Below are 16,645 nucleotides of genomic sequence, written 5' to 3'. Positions count from 1 at the left end.
ACCTGTGGACGCCCCTGTGGAAAGCCCTGTGGATAACCAGACGATCGATCCACCGTCAACCCGCTGACCTGCGATTCCCCCGTCCCGGGCCTGTGCATGAGAAATTCTTCACACACAGCCGGGTGGCGGTGGACACACATCCGGACGACCCGGTCGCTCGCTCGTGCGAGTAAGTGTCCGGATGGCGTTTTGTCACTTACCTGTGGATGAGTAGCCTGGTTCCCATGACCCTCACCACCGACCGCCGCCGGCACGACCGCGAGATCCTCGCCCTCGCCGTCCCCGCCTTCGGCGCCCTGGTCGCCGAGCCGCTGTTCCTGATGGCCGACTCGGCGATCGTCGGCCACCTCGGCACCGCGCAGCTGGCCGGCGTCGGCGTCGCCTCGGCCGCGCTCACCACGGCCACCGGGGTGTTCGTCTTCCTCGCCTACGCCACCACCGCGGCGGTCGCCCGCCGGATCGGCGCCGGGGACCGCCGGGCCGCCGTCCAGCAGGGCATCGACGGCATCTGGCTGGCGCTGGCCCTCTCCGTGGGAGTGGTCGCGCTGACCCTGCTGCTGGCCCCGCAGCTGGCGGACGCGCTCGGCGCCTCGCCGACGGCCGCCCCGTACGCCGTGACGTACCTGCGGATCAGCGCGCTCGGCATCCCGGCGGTCCTGATGGTGATGGCCGCCACCGGCGTGCTGCGCGGCCTCCAGGACACCCGGACGCCGCTGTACGTGGCCGTCGCCGGCTTCGCCGCCAACCTCGGGCTGAACGCCGCCCTGGTGTACGGCGCCGGACTCGGGGTGGCCGGTTCGGCCTGGGGCACGGTCGTCGCCCAGACCGGCATGGCCGCCGTCTACGTCTTCGTGGTGGTCCGCGGCGCCCGCCGGGAGCGGGCCTCGCTGCGGCCGGACCCGGCCGGGATACGGGCGAGCGCCCGGGCCGGCGGCCCGCTGATGGTCCGCACCCTGAGCCTGCGCGCCGTCCTGATGATCGCCACCGCGGTGGCCGCCGGCCTCGGCGACGACGAGATCGCCGCGCACCAGATCGCCATGACGGTCTTCCTGTTCATCGCCTTCGCGCTGGACGCCATCGCGATCGCCGGCCAGGCGATCATCGGCCGCCACCTGGGCGCCGGGGACGTCCCGGGCACCAGGGCCGCCACCCGGCGGATGATCGAGTGGGGCATCGGCTCCGGCGTGCTGCTGGGCCTGCTGGTGGTGCTCGCCCGGCCGCTGTACGTCCCGCTGTTCACCCCCGACCCGGCGGTGCAGCACCAGCTGAACACCGTCCTGCTGCTGCTCGCGCTCTGCCAGCCGGTCTCCGGCCTGGTCTACGTCCTGGACGGCGTCCTGATGGGCGCCGGGGACGGCCCGTTCCTGGCCCGGGCGATGCTCGCCACGCTGGCGGTCTTCGCGCCCGCCGCGCTCGCGGTACCGGCCAGCGGCACCGGGCTCGCCGGGCTCTGGTGGGCGATGAACCTCTTCATGCTGGTCCGCGGCGGCTTCCTGGCCTGGCGGGCCCGCGGCGGCCGGTGGCTGGTCACCGGCGCGGTGCGGAGCTGAGCGGCCCCGCCCGGCGAACGACCGAGGGCCGGTCCCCCGCGAAGGGGGACCGGCCCTCGGGCCACTGCTGCGGAGCTGACGCTACCGAGGCGTGGTCGTGGCTCAGGCGGCGACGACGGCGATGTCCAGGTTGGCCTGGACGTCCGAGTGCAGCTTGACCGAGACCTTGTGGGTGCCCACGGTCTTGATCGGCGAGGCGATCGCGACGGCGCGCTTGTCGACCGACGGGCCGCCGGCGGCCTTGATGGCCTCGACGACGTCGGCCTGGGTCACCGAGCCGAACAGACGGCCGGCCTCGCCGGAACGAACGGCCAGCTTGACCTGGACGCCCTCCAGCTTGCCCTTGACCTCGTTGGCGGCCTCGAGGGTCTGGATCTCGTGGATCTTGCGGGCGCGACGGATGGCGTCGACGTCCTTCTGACCGCCCTTGGTCCAGCGGATGGCGTAGCCACGCGGAACCAGGTAGTTGCGGGCGTAGCCGTCCTTGACCTCGACGACCTCGCCGGCCGAGCCCAGGCCCGGCACCTCGTGGGTGAGGATGATCTTCATTGTTCGGTCACCCTCTCTTAGCGCGCGGTGCTGGTGTAGGGCAGCAGCGCCATCTCACGGCTGTTCTTCACGGCCGTGGCGACGTCACGCTGGTGCTGGGTGCAGTTGCCGGTGACCCGGCGGGCACGGATCTTGCCGCGGTCGGAGATGAACTTCCGCAGCAGGTTCGTGTCCTTGTAGTCAACGTAGTTGACCTTGTCCTTGCAGAAGACGCAAACCTTCTTCTTCGGCTTGCGAGCAGGCGGCTTCGCCATTGTGTGCTCCATTGGGGTTCACGGCCGCGCGGGCGTCTCGCGACGCCCGCGGCCAGGCCGCACGAAATCTGTCAGCTCTTAGAACGGGGGCTCTTCCGAGAAGCCGCCACCGGACGGGGCGCCCCAGCTGCCGCCACCCTGGTTGCCACCAGAGGGAGCGCTGGACGCCCAGGGGTCGTCGGAGGGGCCGGACTGGCCGCCGGAGTTGCCACCCCAGCCGCCGCCCTGCTGGCCGCCACCGCCGCCGCCCCAGCCGCCGCCCTGGCCGCCGCCCTGCTGGCCGCCGCCGAAGCCGCCGCCCTGCGGGCCGCCGGACCGGTTGGCCCGGGTGACCTTCGCGGTCGCCGAGCGCAGGCTCGGACCGACCTCGTCGACCTCGACCTCGAAGACCGTCCGCTTCTCGCCTTCCTTGGTCTCGTAAGACCGCTGGCGCAGCCGGCCCTGCACGATGACGCGCATGCCGCGCTGGAGCGACTCGGCCACGTTCTCCGCCGGCTGCCGCCAGACGTTGCACGTGAGGAAGAGGCTCTCGCCGTCCTTCCACTCGTTCGTCTGACGGTCGAAGGTGCGGGGGGTGGACGCGATGCGGAACTTCGCGACCGCCGCACCCGACGGGGTGAAGCGCAGCTCGGGGTCGTCGACGAGATTGCCGACGAGGGTGATGACGGTCTCGCCTGCCATGGTGGTGATGACCTCTCGGGAAGATGTCCGTTCACCGCTGTTTCACGTGAAACAGCGGTCGCGAGCTACCCGAGACCCGAAGGCCTCAGAGGTGGCTCAGTGGGTGTCCGGGCGCAGGACCTTGGTCCGCAGAACCGACTCGCTCAGGCCCAGCTGGCGGTCGAGCTCCTTGACGACCTCAGGCGTGGCCTGCAGGTCGATGACCGAGTAGATGCCCTCGGACTGCTTGTTGATCTCGTAGGCCAGACGGCGGCGACCCCAGGTGTCGATCTTCTCGACCTTGCCACCCGCGTTGCGGACGACAGCCATGAAGCTCTCGATCAGGGGGGAAACGGCGCGCTCCTCGACCGAGGGGTCGAGGATCACCATCACCTCGTAGTGACGCATGAGTAACCCACCTCCTTTGGACTCAGCGGCCACGGTCTCTCCGTGGCAGGAGGGTTGTGCAGCGTCGGCACCGGAGCAGTGACGACACGGCCACCGTAGCGGCCGGGTCGGACAGCCCGTCCCCGTTCACTCGGAAGAGGGCAGAGGAGGGCACAACTACACCAGTGCAGACGACACACCCTACCCGCACCCGGACGGACGAACAAAACGCATAGGGGTTGTGAGACCCGTCCAACCGCCGCAATCTGGACGGAACGGGTTTCCCGCCCGTTCGTCTCCACGCCAGGAGGTGGGACTCATGGCCCAGACCGTCCACCGCATGCCCGCCCTCACCCTGAACACCGACGGACACCCGCACCCGCGGGAGAACACCCTGGTCGGCCTCACCGCCGTCCTGGGCGCGATCGCCTTCATCACGTCGTTCTTCCACAACCTGCACCTGCTGACCTCGTGGACCGGCCTGTTCGGGATCGTCACCGGCCTGCTGGGGATGTACGTCTCCGTCACCACGGCCGAGCGCTTCGTCCTGATGATCACGCTCGGCGCCTCGGCGATCGGCTTCTACCTCGGCATCGCACGCGGCGGTCTGTGGGGTTAGCCCCACCACCCCGAGGAACCCCGGGCGCCCCCGCGGCGTACTTGTCTTCAGGCGGACGGGTACGCGGCGGGGGCGCCGCCGTGCCCGAAGCCGACGGGACCCCGGACGATAGGGTCACCCCGAGAAGACGGGGCCCACCGCAGCCCGACCGACGAGGAGCACCGAGCATGAGCCTGCGCCTGAGGACGATCACCCGCGAGGAGCACCTCGCCTTCATCAGGAGCCGCGCCTCGGCGAGCCACATGCAGGTGCCGTCCTGGGGCGACGTGAAGGCCGAGTGGCGCTCCGAGTCGATCGGCTGGTTCGACGGGACCAACCAGCTCGTCGGCGCCGGCCTGGTGCTCTACCGGCAGCTGCCCAAGCTCAAGCGCTACCTCGCCTACCTGCCCGAGGGCCCGGTGATCGACTGGTTCGACCGCGACCTCGACCGCTGGCTGCAGCCGATGCTGGCGCACCTGAAGTCCCAGGGCGCCTTCTCGGTGAAGATGGGCCCGCCGGTGGTCATCCGCCGCTGGAACGCCCCGACCATCAAGGAGGCCATCGCCGCCAAGCAGGCCAAGCGCCTGCGCGACGTCGAGGCCGACTGGTACGAGCCGCGCGCCTTCGAGGTCGCCGACCGGCTGCGCAAGGCCGGCTGGCTGCAGGGCGAGGACGGCGGCGCCGGCTTCGGCGACGTCCAGCCGCGCTACGTCTTCCAGGTGCCGCTGGCCAACCGCTCGCTGGACGACATCCAGAAGGGCTTCAACCAGCTCTGGCGCCGCAACATCAAGAAGGCCGAGAAGAGCGGCGTCGAGGTGGTCCAGGGAGGCTACGACGAGCTGCCGATCTTCCACCAGCTCTACCTGGTGACCGCCGAGCGCGACAAGTTCACCCCGCGCCCGCTGGCCTACTTCCAGCGCATGTGGAAGGCCCTCGTCACCGAGGACCCCAACCGGATGCGGCTGTACATCGCCTACCACGAGGGCGAGCCGCTGGCCGCGACCACGATGCTGGTCGTCGGCGAGCACGTCTGGTACTCCTACGGCGCCTCGGCCAACCACAAGCGCGAGGTCAAGCCGTCGAACGCGATCCAGTGGCGGATGATGCGCGACTCCTACGCCCTCGGCGGCGGGGTGTACGACCTGCGCGGCATCTCCGACACCCTGGACGAGAACGACCACCTGTTCGGCCTGATCCAGTTCAAGGTCGGCACCGGCGGCCAGGCCGCCGAGTACCTCGGCGAGTGGGACTTCCCGCTCAACAAGCTGCTGCACAAGGCCCTCGACCTCTACATGTCGCGCCGCTGAGCAGCGCTCGCCGAGCCACCGAGCAGCCGTGCCCAACACCCTCTGGGAGATGACCCGATGACGCTGTCGCTCTACCTCGACACCGAACGCTGGCGTACCCACCAGCGCTCCGTGCTGGCCGAGTTCCCCGGTCTGGTGCCGGTGGCGAAGGGCAACGGCTACGGCTTGGGCAACCACCGGCTGGCCGAGGAGGCGACCCTCCTCGGCACCGGCGTGCTGGCGGTCGGCACCGCCTACGAGGCCGCCGACGCGGCCGACTGGTACGGCGGCGAGCTGCTGGTGCTCACCCCCTACCGGGTGGGCGAGGAGGCGCTGCCGCTGCCGCACGCCCGGGTGATCCGGACGGTGGCGAGCGTGGACGGGCTGCGGGCGCTGCACGGCGCCCGGGTGGTGGTGGAGTGCATGACCACCATGCGCCGGCACGGCGTCTCGGCGGCCGACCTCACCACGGTCGCCGCCGAGCTGGAGGGCGTCCACTTCGAGGGCCTGGCGCTGCACCTGCCGATGGACCGGCCGGACGGCTCCAGCCCGGTCGACGAGGTCGCGTACTGGGTGGAGACCGCCCGGGCCGCCGGCGTCCCGGTGCACACCGTGTTCGTCAGCCACCTCGGCGCGGCGGGCATGGAGCAGCTGGCCCAGCGCTTCCCGGACACCGTCTTCCGGGCCCGGATCGGCACCCGGCTCTGGCTGGGCGACCACGGCGCGCTGGAGGTCCGGGCGACGGTGCTGGACGTCACCCCGGTCCAGAAGGGCGACCGCTACGGCTACCGCCAGCACCCGGCGCCCTCCGACGGCCACCTGCTGGTGGTCGCCGGCGGCACCGCGCACGGCATCGGCCTGGAGGCGCCCAAGTACGTGCAGGGCATGTCCTCCCGGGCCAAGGGCATCGCCCGGGCCGGCCTGGCGACGGTCAACAAGACGAAGTCGCCGTACCACTGGGCCGGCAAGCAGCTCTGGTTCGCCGAGCCGCCGCACATGCAGGTCTCGCTGCTCTTCCTGGACAACGAGGCCAAGCCGCCGGCGGTCGGCGACGAGCTCGGCCTGCAGGTGCGGCACACCACCACGCACTTCGACCGCGTGGTGGACCGCTGAGTCCGGCCGGTCAGTCCTTCGCGGCCGGTTCCGCGGCGGGCGGCTCCGTCGCCGCGGCCGGTTCCGCGCCGACCGCTTCCGTGCCGGGCCGCTCCACAGCGGCCGGTTCCGCGGCGGCCGGCTCGTCGAGCCACGCCTCGGGGCCGGCCGGCGCGAACCCGGCGTAGCTCTCCTCCTCGCGCAGCCGGCGGGCGGTGCCGAGCACGAAGACGTCCGGCGCCCCGTCGAGCACCCCGCCGGACGGGTCGTCACTGCCGTCCCAGCGCACCGGGTCGCGGTCCGGCAGCAGGATGTCCCGGACCACCATGCCGACCAGGTAGAGCGTGCCGAGCAGGTGCAGCACGATCGCGAAGTGGTACCAGGACTCGCCGATGCCGTGCTGCTTGGACCCGGTGACGAAGCCCAGGTGGGACCAGATGCCCAGGGTGTAGAGCACCTCGCAGGCCTGCCAGATCAGGATGTCCCGCCAGCGCGGCCGGGCCAGCACCGCGAGCGGCAGCAGCCAGAGCACGTACTGCGGCGAGTAGACCTTGTTGAACACCACGAAGGCGGCCACCACCAGGAAGGCCAGCTGGACCACCCGCGGCCGGCGGGGCGCCGCGAGGCCGAGCCACGCTATCCCCGCGCAGCTCAGCAGCATCAGGATGGCGATGAAGGTGTCGAGGTTCGCCAGCCCCACGCCCCGGTTCTGCATGAGGATCAGCCACAGCGAGCCGTAGTCCTCGGTGCGGTGCTTGCTGAAGACGTAGAAGGTCGACCAGCCCTGCCAGTTGGCCATCATGATCGGCAGGTTGACCAGCAGCCAGGTCCCGACGGCGCCGCCGAGCAGTGCCCGCAGGTCGCGGGTGCGGCCGGCCCGCCAGCAGAGCACCACCAGCGGGCCGAGCAGCAGCACCGGGTAGAGCTTGGCCGCGGTGGCCAGTCCGATGAACACCCCGGCCCAGACCGGCCGCGAGCCGGACCACCAGGCCAGCGCGACGGCGGCCAGCGCGACGGCCAGCAGGTCCCAGTTGACGGTGGCGTTGAGCAGCAGGGTCGGCGCCAGGGCGAACATCAGCGCGTCCCAGGGGCGGCGCCGGTGGGTGCGGGAGAGCGCGACCACGGCGACCACCGCGCAGGCCATCAGCAGACCGGCGTTGATCGTCCAGAACCACCGCTCCTGGTCGTGCAGGGACCCGCCGCCGGGCGTCAGCCAGGCCGCGATCTGCATGAACAGGCCGGTCAGCACCGGGTACTCCAGGAACTGGAGGTCACCGCTGGTGCCCGGGATCCGGTCCACGTACGGGTGCAGGCCGGCCGCGAAGCCGCGCCCGGAGAACAGGTGCGGGATGTCGCTGTAGCAGGCGTGCACGTACTGCGGCGAGCCGGGCTGGAACCAGGCGGCGTCGTAGCAGGGCAGCTTCTGCGCCATGCCCAGCACCGAGACCACGATCACCACCAGCGCCAGGAAGCGCGCCGGGACCCACCAGGAGACGCCGAGCAGCGCGCGCCGTCCGGGCGGGCCGCCGATCACCTCGCTGCCGGCCGCCGCGACCGGATCCTCGTCCGCCGGCACCACCACGGTGTTGGCCTGCGGACCGACCGGCGGCGCGGCCGGGGCCTCTTCGTCACGAACGCTGGACGTCATGGCGGACATCCTGCCGCACCCCGCCCGCCCGTACGAGGATGCCCCTGCCCCTTTTCCGCGGGCGGGCGGCGGTGACCGGGCCACCGGCCGCCGGGGTACCGGCACGAATCGCTCCCAATGCGGCGAAACGGCGGTGGGAGGCTCCGGAGAGCCTCCCACCGCCGTTTCCGGTCACCGTCCGACGGCGTCCTACTGTGCCGCCGCGTTGCCGTTGGGGGGTGCCGTGGCCGATCCGCTGGGCCTGGGCGGCCTGGTGGTCGGACCGCCGGTCGCCCCGCCGGCGCCGCCCGGGTCGGTGGTCGGCGGCGTGGTCGGCGAGGAGCAGCCGATGACGGGCAGGCAGCTCGGCGACGGGTTGGTGCCGCCCGTGCCACCGGTACCGCCGGTGCCCGCACCACCGGTGCCACCGTTGGTTCCGCCGGTACCTCCGGTGCCGCCACCGGTGCCGCCACCGGTCCCGGTGCCGCCGCCGGTGCCCCCGGCTCCGCCGGTGGTGCCGCTACCGTTGGTACCGCCGTTGTTGCCACCGCCGCCCGGGTTCGGGTTGGTCTTGGTCGGCACCGGCTGGGTGGGCACGGTGCCGGGGCAGTCCACACCGGGGACGCAGACCGGCTCCTGGGTGGCCGGCGGCTGGACCGGCTGGCCGGCGTTCGGGTCCGTCGGGGCGGTGGGCCCGGTCTCGGTCGTGGTCGGCGTCGGCATGGCGCTGGCGGTGCTGGGCGCACCGGAGGAGTCGACCTGCGAGCCGACCGGCTGCGGGGTCGGGAAGTCCAGCTTCTTCTCGTTGGCCAGCGCGGCCTTCATGTACCGGGTGAAGACGTCCGCCGGGACGTCACCACCGTGCACCGAGTCCTTGCCGCCGGTGCCGTTCAGCGAGAGCCGCCCGGGGTGGGCCGCGTCCTCGCGCCACATCGCCACGCTGGTGGTCAGCTGCGGGGTGTAGCCGACCCACCAGGCCGACTTGTTCTCGTCGGTGGTACCGGTCTTGCCGGCCACCGGTCGGCCCAGGGTGTTGGTCTTCTTACCGGTACCGTTCTTCGCCACGTTCACCAGCACGTCGGTGACGTTGTCGGCGACGGCCGGCTCCAGTGCCTGCTTGGTCTCGTGCTTGCCGAAGCCGGGCCGCTCCTTGCCGTCCATCAGCACCTTGGTGACCGAGTACGGGTCGGCCTGCTTTCCGCTGGCGGCGAAGGTCGCGTAGGCGTCGGCCATCCGGATCGGGCTGATGGTGGAGACACCGAGTGGGAAGGTCGTGGTCTTCGACTCCTTCTCGATGTTCTCCTTGCGGATGCCCATCGCCTCGGCGATCTGCATGACGTTCTGGCCGCCGACGTCCTGGTTCAGCTGGACGAAGGGAACGTTGTAGGAGTACTGCATGGCCATCCGCAGCGAGACGTAGCCGCGCCGGCCCTTCTCCTCGTTCTTCTGGTGGTAGGGCTTGCCGTCGTCCCCCATCACCAGCGAGCCGTCCGGCTTGCGGATCTCCGACATGTCGTCGGAGAGGTAGCGGCTGTCGGCGTTGATCCGCTTCGGCTTCCCCTTGTCGTCGGTCGCGGTCATCACGCCGGTCTGCATGGCGGTGGCCAGCACGAACGGCTTGAAGGTCGAGCCGACCTGGACGCCCTGGGCGTCGGCGTTGTTGTCGTGGTGGCCGTTCTCCACGCCGTCACCGCCGTAGAGGGCGACGATCGCACCGTCGTTGGGGACGATGCTGGCCGCGCCGAACTGGACGAAGTTGTCGTTGTCCGGGCGCTTCTGCGGGTTGAGGGTCTCACCCTTGACCTCGTCGACGGCCTTCTTCAGGGCGTCGACCTTGTCCTTCTGGAAGGTCGTGTAGATCTTGAAGCCGCCCTTGTCGATCGCCCGCTGGTCGATCGACGTGTCCTTGGCCATGACGTACTTGTTGGCGGTCTCGACCAGGTAGCTGATCTGGCCGTTCATGTTGGCCGGCGGGACCTGCTTGATCGGCTCGGGGAAGGTGGTGCACTTCGCCCGTTCCTCGGCGGTGGCGTTCTTGGTCTCCACCATCCGGTCGAGGATCCACGCCCAGCGCTCCTGCGCGCGGTCGTGGTTGCCCTTGATGGTCGGGTCGTAGAACGACGCGCCCTTGAGCAGGCCGGCCAGCATGGCGCTCTGGCACAGGTCCAGGTCCTTGGCGTTGACGCCGTAGTACGCCTGGGCGGCGGCCTGGGCGCCGGTCGCGCCGCGGCCGAACCAGCTGGTGTTCAGGTAGCCCTTGAGGATCTCGTTCTTCTCGAACTCCTGATTGACCTTCAGGGTGATGAAGAACTCCTTCAGCTTGCGGGAGAGCGTCTGCTCCTGCGTCAGGTAGGCGTTCTTCACGTACTGCTGGGTGATCGTCGAGGCGCCCTGGGTCTGTCCGCCCTTGGCCATGTTGATCACGGCGCGCATCATGCCCTTGGGGTCGATGCCGCTGTCGGTGCGGAAGGTCGCGTTCTCCGCCGAGATGACCGCGTTCTGCAGGTTGGGCGAGATGTCGGCGAGTTCGACGATCTGCCGGTTGGTCTCGCCCTTGCGGACCATCTCGGTGCCGTCGGCCCAGAAGTAGATGTTGTTCTGGTCGTCCACCAGGGCGTTGAGCTTGGGGATCTCGGTCGTCTGGTAGACGTAGAAGACCCCGCCCACGCAGGCCCCGACGAAGAGCAGGACGCCGCTCAGCCACTGCCGCCAGGACGGCAGCCAGCGGCGGAAGCCCTGCTTGCCGAAGCGCGGGTAGTCGATGAACCGCTTCTTGCCGGGATCTCCGCCCCGTCCGGCCGCGGCCGCGGCAGCGCCGCCGGCCTCCGCGCCGCCGCGCCGGCCGCCCTTCTGAGCCGCCTTGCGCATCTCGGCGCGGGTCATCCGGGGCTGCTGGGCGGTGTCCCGCCCGCCCTGGGGTCTGCGCCGGCCGAGGCCCTCCGAACCGAGCTCGTCGGGCCCGGCGCCCGCCGCTCGCCCGTTGTCTCCGCCCGGGGGACGACCGTCGCCACCTGGCGACCTGCGCCGTCGTTCGCTCATGTTCCAGCTACTCCTCGCCAGGCCGGTCGAGCCTGAAGGCAGGGTCCACGTCCGATGCCCGCAACCGACCTAACCCCGGAGGTGGTCCTCGTGCACACGCGACAGCGTACGCAGCCTGGAATCCGAACCAATCGGGCATCAATCGCCAATAGCCGCAAAACGGCAGCAGATCATTACACGCCCGTTGCCAAGCACACCCGCGCGTCGCCTTGTGATCACATTCACGCGCGTCCCCCTTGCCGGTTCGGAGGGCCAGGTTTACTGTTCTCGATATATCGAGCCGATACATCGGAGCGACATACCGCCGAGCCAGGCGGGTCGCGGACCGGCCGGGGAAGGGAGGACGACAGCAGTGGGCAGGCGCTCAGGAGTGCTGGAGTTCGCCGTTCTCGGACTGCTCCACGACGCTCCGATGCACGGGTACGAGCTGCGCAAGCGGCTCAACGTCCTGCTCGGCTCGTTCCGCGCGTTCTCCTACGGGACGCTCTATCCCTGTCTGAAGAGCCTGGTGGCCCAGGGTTTCCTGGCCGAGGACAACCCGGACGTCGAGTACGTTCCGGCCACCGCGCTCAACGGCAAGCGGTCCAAGATCGTCTACCGGCTCTCCGCCGAGGGCAAGCAGCGGTTCGAGGAACTGCTCGCCGACTCCGGCCCCGACGCCTGGGAGGACGAGCACTTCGGCGTGCACTTCGCCTTCTTCGGCCAGACCGACCGGGCCGTACGGATGCGCGTGCTGGAGGGCCGCCGCAGCCGGCTGGAGGAGCGCCTGGAGCGGATGCGCAACTCGCTCGCCCGCGCCCGCGAGCGGTTCGACGACTACACCGTCGAACTGCAGCGGCACGGACTGGAGTCGGTGGAACGCGAGGTCCGCTGGCTCAACGAGCTGATCGAGACCGAGCGGGCCAACCGCACCGGCCGCACCGGCCCGTCGGCCGGCACGACCGGCCCCTCAGTACCCAGGACTTCGGACGGCCGAGGCGAGGAGGACGGGTCCGTGGACCCGCCCGGGCCACCGTACGACCGCCCGGGGCGCTCCGACCAGGAGCGCTGACACCGCGCCAGCCCTGTGCCGCGCGGCAGGAGCGGGCGCGTCACGCGCCCGTCAGCAGTCATCGAAGAAGCAGGACGAGTCCCGCCGACCCCCGGCGGCGCTCATGAGATCACAGGGAGCAACCGGAATGGGTTCGGTTCGCGTAGCCATCGTGGGTGTGGGCAACTGCGCCACGTCGCTGGTGCAGGGTGTCGAGTACTACAAGGACGCCGACCCGGCCGGCAAGGTCCCCGGGCTGATGCACGTCCAGTTCGGTGACTACCACGTCCGTGACGTGGAGTTCGTCGCCGCCTTCGACGTCGACGCCAAGAAGGTCGGCCAGGACCTCGCGCACGCCATCACGGCGTCCGAGAACAACACCATCAAGATCTGCGACGTGCCGCCGACCGGCATCACCGTCCAGCGCGGCCACACCCTCGACGGCCTGGGTAAGTACTACCGGGAGACCATCGAGGAGTCGGACGAGGCCCCGGTCGACGTCGTCCAGGCCCTGAAGGACGCCCAGGTCGACGTCCTGGTCTGCTACCTGCCGGTCGGTTCCGAGCAGGCCGCCAAGTTCTACGCCCAGTGCGCCATCGACGCCAAGGTCGCCTTCGTGAACGCCCTCCCGGTGTTCATCGCCGGCACCAAGGAGTGGGCGGACAAGTTCACCGAGGCCGGCGTGCCGATCGTCGGTGACGACATCAAGTCCCAGGTCGGCGCCACCATCACGCACCGCGTGATGGCCAAGCTGTTCGAGGACCGCGGTGTCATCCTCGAGCGCACCATGCAGCTGAACGTCGGCGGCAACATGGACTTCAAGAACATGCTCGAGCGCGAGCGCCTGGAGTCCAAGAAGATCTCCAAGACCCAGGCCGTCACCTCGCAGATCCGCGACCGCGAGCTGGGCGCCAACAACGTCCACATCGGCCCCTCGGACTACGTGGCCTGGCTGGACGACCGCAAGTGGGCCTACGTCCGCCTGGAGGGCCGCGCGTTCGGCGACGTCCCGCTGAACCTGGAGTACAAGCTCGAGGTCTGGGACTCCCCGAACTCCGCCGGTGTCATCATCGACGCCGTGCGCGCCGCGAAGATCGCCAAGGACCGCGGCATCGGCGGCCCGATCCTCTCCGCCTCCTCGTACTTCATGAAGTCCCCGCCGGTCCAGTACTTCGACGACGAGGCCCGCGAGAACGTGGAGAAGTTCATCCGCGGCGAGGTCGAGCGCTGAATCTGAGCCCCTCCGGGCACTGAGCCCGGTCCGCTCGGACACCGAACGGGCCCACGGTCGACAGCCGTGGGCCCGTTCATCTTTTCCCGGCGAATGTTTCACGTGAAACACCGGCCCCTTCCATGGCACTCTGGGCACGTGGCGATCACCGAGAACGGCAGTACCCACCGGGCCGCGCACCGCGCCACGCTCCTCGACCTGCTGCGCGGCCGTGACTTCCGCCGGCTGCTGACGGCCCGGGTGCTGTCCCAGCTCTCCGACGGCGTCTTCCAGGTCTCCCTCGCCGCCTATGTGGTCTTCTCCCCGGAGAAGCAGTCCTCGCCGGCCGACATCGCCTCGGTGCTGGCCGTGATGCTGCTGCCGTTCTCCGTGATCGGCCCCTTCGCCGGTGTGCTGCTGGACCGCTGGCGCCGCCGCCAGGTGCTCTACCTGGGCAACCTGGCCCGCTTCGGGCTCGGCCTGGTCACCGGCGGACTGCTCCTGGTCCAGGCCCCGACCTGGCTCTTCTTCGCCTCCGCGCTGCTGGTCACCGCGCTCAACCGGTTCATCCTGGCCGGCCTGTCGGCGGCGCTGCCCCGGGTGGTGCGCGGCGAGCAGCTGGTCACCGCCAACGCCCTCTCCCCCACCCTGGGCACCGTCGCGGCGGCCTGCGGCGGCGGGCTGGGTTTCCTGCTGCACCAGGTGATGCCCCCCGGGCCGAAGGCCGACGCCGCCCTGGTCTGCCTCGCCGCCGTCCTCTACCTGACCGCCGCGCTGGCGGCGCTGCGGATGGACCGCGACCTGCTCGGTCCCGCCCACCACCCGGACCGCCCCGCGCTCGGCCAGGCGCTGGCCCAGGCCGCCCGGGAGCTGCAGGCCGCCGTCACCCACCTGGTGCGCGACCGCCGTCCGGCGGCGCACGCGCTGGCCGCCGTCACCGCGGCGCGGTTCTGCTACGGCGTGCTGATCGTGGTGGTGGTGATGCTCGCCCGCTACACCTTCAACGACCCCACCGACAGCGCGGCCGGCCTGGCCACCCTGGGCCAGGCGGTCGGGCTCTCCGCGGCCGGCTTCTTCGTCGCCGCGGTGATCAGCCCCTGGTGCAGCCGGCGGCTCGGGCTGGCCGGCTGGATGACGCTCTGCCTGGCCGCGCCGGTGCTCTTCGTGCCCGTGCTCGGGCTGGGCTTCCGCCTGGTGCCCTGCCTGATCGCGGCGCTGCTGCTCGGCGTGGTCACCCAGGGCACCAAGATCTGTGCCGACACCGTGGTGCAGGAGTCGGTCGAGGACGACTACCGGGGCCGGGTCTTCGCCATCTATGACGTGCTCTTCAACGTCGCCTTCGTGGCCGCCGCCCTGGTGACCGCCCTGGTGCTGCCGCTCTCCGGCCGTTCGGTGCCGGTCGTGCTGGGCGTGGCCCTGGTCTACGCGGTCGCGGCCGTGCTCTACCTGCGCGCCGCCCGTCGCACCGGCCCGCTCCCCGGGGACGTCGGCGCGAGTCGCTAAGGTACGTCAGATCTGTCGGAGCGACAGCAGTCTGTCTCGGGGGACAATCTGATGAGCACACCGCCACATCCGTACGGGCCACCACAGCCGTACGGCCCCGCGCCGGTCCCGCAGCCCTACGGCGCACCCGTGCCCCAGCCGTACGGACCGCCCCAGGCGGCTCCCCCGTACCCGGCCCAGCCCCAGTCGTACCCGCCCCAGCCGTACCCGGCCCCGTACCCGGCCCAGCCGTACCCCCAGGCCCCCGCCCCCTACGGCCACCCCTCCCCGCACGGCTACCCGCCGGCCGCCCCGCTCCCGGCCGGCGCACCGGCCGCGAAGGGCCACGGCAAGGCCCGGCTGAAGGCGGCCGGCCTGGTCCTGGGCGTGATCACCCTGATCGTCGGCTACTTCGTCAGCGGTCCGAGCGTCAGCGGTGCCAAGGCCGGCGACTGCGTCCGGGCCGCCGGCTCGCGCGACGTCTCGGTGGTCAAGTGCACCGACAGCAAGGCGAACTACAGGGTGCTGGCCGCGTTCGAGTCCACCACCGACACCACCAAGTGCCGGAGCACCGCCGGCACCACCAGCACCGTCTCGGGCAAGAGCGGCCGCCGGTGGAACAAGAAGCGGTACGTGCTCTGCCTCGGCCCGCTCACCGGCGTCCCGCCGCTCAAGAAGTCCTGACCGCCCGCCACCCGACCTTCCTTCCGGGGGATCCCCTTGTCCGTTCCGCCGCCGCCCCAGATGCCGTACGGCTCGACGCCGCCCGCCGACGGCGCCAACCCGTACGCCACCGGGAACCCGTACGCCGGCGCCCCGGCCCCGCAGCCGCCGCCCGCCCCCGCGCCGGCCGGCTACGGCTACCCCGCCGCCCCGCCGCCGGCCGCGCCGCCCGGGTACGGCGTGCCCCACCAGGCCCCGCCCGGCGGCTACGCCTATCCGCCGCAGGCCGCGGGCTACCCCCCTCAGGCCGGGGGCTATCCGGCACCGGCCGGCTACGCCCACCCGGGCGGACCGGTCTGCCGGTTCTGCGGCGGCTTCCCGGCCGTCGACACCACCGTCCGGGGGCACCAGGGCATCATCATCATCATGCGGTTCCTGAAGCAGCCGGGACCGTACTGCCGCACCTGCGGCACCGCGATGGTCCGCGACATGTCGGCCCGCACCCTGGTCCAGGGCTGGTGGGGCTACCTCTCCGGGATCTTCACCGTGGTCACCCTGCTGCGGAACCTCGCCGCCCACAACCGGATCAAGGAGCTGCCGCCGCCCGCGCCCGGCACCCACGGACCGCAGCTCGACCCGGGCGTGCCGCTCACCCGGCGCCCGCACATCTTCATGCTGCTGCTGCCGGTGCTCGGAATCGGCTCGATGATCATCCTGATCGCGACCGGCGCGCTCCTCGGCGCCCGGCACGACGACGACCCGTACCGCCCGCTGGTGCTGCCCACGCCGACCACGGTGACCATCCCGGCGCCGACCTTCTCGCCGACCCACTCGCCGAGCCTCTCGCTGCCGCCGGTACCGGTGCCGACGATCACCCTGCCGACCCCGTCGGTCGGCTCCAAGGTGCCCAGCGACATCGACGTCGCCAAGGCCGGCGACTGCCTGCGCAACGAGAACGGCACCGCGGCCACCCACGACGCCAACCCGCGGATCACCATGCTGCCGTGCTCCGACAGCCGGGCCCAGTACAAGGTGCTCAAGAAGGTCTACGCGACCAGCGACAACGAGAAGGCCTGCGACGACGTCACCGGCACCGAGAGCACCTACACCCGTGAGTCCAGCACCGAGGCACTCAGCTTCGTCCTCTGCCTGAAGAAGCTCTGAGCCCCTCGCAAGCGGCGGGGGCGGCCCCGGGAGGAACCCGGAACCGCCCCCGTC

The 16,645-nt window shown here is 71.1% G+C and carries 15 protein-coding genes; 9 read left to right on the top strand and 6 right to left on the bottom strand.

The window, feature by feature from the left end; all coding sequences use genetic code 11:
- Positions 1–224: 224 nt before the first annotated feature.
- Complete coding sequence (locus tag ABZW10_RS10700; protein WP_355362549.1) at positions 225–1,550, top strand: MATE family efflux transporter; 1,326 nt, start codon at positions 225–227, stop codon at positions 1,548–1,550.
- Between the two features lie 102 nt (positions 1,551–1,652).
- Here ABZW10_RS10700 and rplI read toward each other — a convergent pair whose 3' ends face one another.
- From rplI to rpsF, 4 genes are all read right to left on the bottom strand, one after another.
- The gene (rplI, locus tag ABZW10_RS10695; RefSeq protein WP_355362547.1) at positions 1,653–2,099 is read right to left on the bottom strand and encodes a 50S ribosomal protein L9; all 447 of its coding nucleotides are present in this window, start codon (positions 2,097–2,099) and stop codon (positions 1,653–1,655) included.
- A gap of 17 nt (positions 2,100–2,116) precedes the next feature.
- Positions 2,117–2,353, bottom strand: coding sequence for a 30S ribosomal protein S18 (gene rpsR / locus ABZW10_RS10690; RefSeq protein WP_030304537.1), 237 nt, complete (start codon positions 2,351–2,353; stop codon positions 2,117–2,119).
- A gap of 78 nt (positions 2,354–2,431) precedes the next feature.
- A complete protein-coding gene (locus tag ABZW10_RS10685) occupies positions 2,432–3,034 on the bottom strand; it encodes a single-stranded DNA-binding protein (RefSeq protein ID WP_355362545.1) in 603 nt (200 codons plus the stop codon).
- A 96-nt stretch (positions 3,035–3,130) separates the two neighbouring features.
- Positions 3,131–3,421: a 30S ribosomal protein S6 gene (rpsF, locus tag ABZW10_RS10680; RefSeq protein WP_350570360.1), complete on the bottom strand. Its 291-nt coding sequence runs from the start codon at positions 3,419–3,421 to the stop codon at positions 3,131–3,133.
- 298 nt (positions 3,422–3,719) lie between these two features.
- Here rpsF and ABZW10_RS10675 point away from each other — a divergent pair, with 298 nt between their 5' ends.
- The 3 genes from ABZW10_RS10675 (at position 3,720) to ABZW10_RS10665 (ending at position 6,397) form a co-directional block, all read left to right on the top strand.
- Entirely contained in the window at positions 3,720–4,019 is a 300-nt protein-coding gene (locus tag ABZW10_RS10675; RefSeq protein ID WP_030304540.1) for a hypothetical protein, read from the top strand.
- 167 nt (positions 4,020–4,186) lie between these two features.
- Positions 4,187–5,305 carry a peptidoglycan bridge formation glycyltransferase FemA/FemB family protein gene (locus ABZW10_RS10670; RefSeq protein ID WP_355362542.1) on the top strand — a complete coding sequence of 373 codons (1,119 nt, stop codon included), beginning with the start codon at positions 4,187–4,189 and terminating at the stop codon, positions 5,303–5,305.
- Positions 5,306–5,362: 57 nt separating this feature from the next.
- Positions 5,363–6,397 carry an alanine racemase gene (locus ABZW10_RS10665; protein ID WP_355362541.1) on the top strand — a complete coding sequence of 345 codons (1,035 nt, stop codon included), beginning with the start codon at positions 5,363–5,365 and terminating at the stop codon, positions 6,395–6,397.
- A gap of 10 nt (positions 6,398–6,407) precedes the next feature.
- Here ABZW10_RS10665 and ABZW10_RS10660 read toward each other — a convergent pair whose 3' ends face one another.
- Both ABZW10_RS10660 and ABZW10_RS10655 read right to left on the bottom strand, forming a co-directional pair.
- Positions 6,408–8,024 (bottom strand): glycosyltransferase 87 family protein, encoded by a 1,617-nt coding sequence (locus ABZW10_RS10660; RefSeq protein WP_355362539.1) that lies wholly within the window; start codon positions 8,022–8,024, stop codon positions 6,408–6,410.
- Positions 8,025–8,213: 189 nt separating this feature from the next.
- Positions 8,214–10,886, bottom strand: a complete 2,673-nt coding sequence (locus ABZW10_RS10655) for a transglycosylase domain-containing protein (protein WP_355362537.1) — start codon at positions 10,884–10,886, stop codon at positions 8,214–8,216.
- Positions 10,887–11,394: 508 nt separating this feature from the next.
- On the opposite strand from ABZW10_RS10655, the gene ABZW10_RS10650 reads away from it, so the two are divergent.
- The 5 genes from ABZW10_RS10650 (at position 11,395) to ABZW10_RS10630 (ending at position 16,591) form a co-directional block, all read left to right on the top strand.
- Positions 11,395–12,093 (top strand): helix-turn-helix transcriptional regulator, encoded by a 699-nt coding sequence (locus ABZW10_RS10650; protein WP_355362535.1) that lies wholly within the window; start codon positions 11,395–11,397, stop codon positions 12,091–12,093.
- Between the two features lie 127 nt (positions 12,094–12,220).
- Positions 12,221–13,303, top strand: coding sequence for an inositol-3-phosphate synthase (locus ABZW10_RS10645; RefSeq protein WP_355362533.1), 1,083 nt, complete (start codon positions 12,221–12,223; stop codon positions 13,301–13,303).
- A 138-nt stretch (positions 13,304–13,441) separates the two neighbouring features.
- Positions 13,442–14,785, top strand: coding sequence for an MFS transporter (locus ABZW10_RS10640; protein WP_355362531.1), 1,344 nt, complete (start codon positions 13,442–13,444; stop codon positions 14,783–14,785).
- Positions 14,786–14,836: 51 nt separating this feature from the next.
- Positions 14,837–15,448 carry a hypothetical protein gene (locus ABZW10_RS10635; protein WP_355362529.1) on the top strand — a complete coding sequence of 204 codons (612 nt, stop codon included), beginning with the start codon at positions 14,837–14,839 and terminating at the stop codon, positions 15,446–15,448.
- Between the two features lie 36 nt (positions 15,449–15,484).
- The gene (locus ABZW10_RS10630) at positions 15,485–16,591 is read left to right on the top strand and encodes a hypothetical protein (RefSeq protein WP_355362527.1); all 1,107 of its coding nucleotides are present in this window, start codon (positions 15,485–15,487) and stop codon (positions 16,589–16,591) included.
- Positions 16,592–16,645: the final 54 nt, after the last annotated feature.

Origin of the sequence: Kitasatospora sp. NPDC004723 (assembly GCF_040609255.1) — a bacterium.
In the GTDB taxonomy this organism is placed as follows: domain Bacteria; phylum Actinomycetota; class Actinomycetes; order Streptomycetales; family Streptomycetaceae; genus Kitasatospora.
This window is presented reverse-complemented; position numbering and strand designations above follow the sequence as displayed.

Bases quoted from the DNA above. Each gene is read 5' to 3' on its own strand.
- ABZW10_RS10700 (WP_355362549.1), top strand. From the start codon at position 225: ATGACCCTCACCACCGACCGCCGCCGGCACGACCGCGAGATCCTCGCC.
- rplI (WP_355362547.1), bottom strand. From the start codon at position 2,099: ATGAAGATCATCCTCACCCACGAGGTGCCGGGCCTGGGCTCGGCCGGC.
- rpsR (WP_030304537.1), bottom strand. From the start codon at position 2,353: ATGGCGAAGCCGCCTGCTCGCAAGCCGAAGAAGAAGGTTTGCGTCTTC.
- ABZW10_RS10685 (WP_355362545.1), bottom strand. From the start codon at position 3,034: ATGGCAGGCGAGACCGTCATCACCCTCGTCGGCAATCTCGTCGACGAC.
- rpsF (WP_350570360.1), bottom strand. From the start codon at position 3,421: ATGCGTCACTACGAGGTGATGGTGATCCTCGACCCCTCGGTCGAGGAG.
- ABZW10_RS10675 (WP_030304540.1), top strand. From the start codon at position 3,720: ATGGCCCAGACCGTCCACCGCATGCCCGCCCTCACCCTGAACACCGAC.
- ABZW10_RS10670 (WP_355362542.1), top strand. From the start codon at position 4,187: ATGAGCCTGCGCCTGAGGACGATCACCCGCGAGGAGCACCTCGCCTTC.
- ABZW10_RS10665 (WP_355362541.1), top strand. From the start codon at position 5,363: ATGACGCTGTCGCTCTACCTCGACACCGAACGCTGGCGTACCCACCAG.
- ABZW10_RS10660 (WP_355362539.1), bottom strand. From the start codon at position 8,024: ATGACGTCCAGCGTTCGTGACGAAGAGGCCCCGGCCGCGCCGCCGGTC.
- ABZW10_RS10655 (WP_355362537.1), bottom strand. From the start codon at position 10,886: ATGACCCGCGCCGAGATGCGCAAGGCGGCTCAGAAGGGCGGCCGGCGC.
- ABZW10_RS10645 (WP_355362533.1), top strand. From the start codon at position 12,221: ATGGGTTCGGTTCGCGTAGCCATCGTGGGTGTGGGCAACTGCGCCACG.
- ABZW10_RS10635 (WP_355362529.1), top strand. From the start codon at position 14,837: ATGAGCACACCGCCACATCCGTACGGGCCACCACAGCCGTACGGCCCC.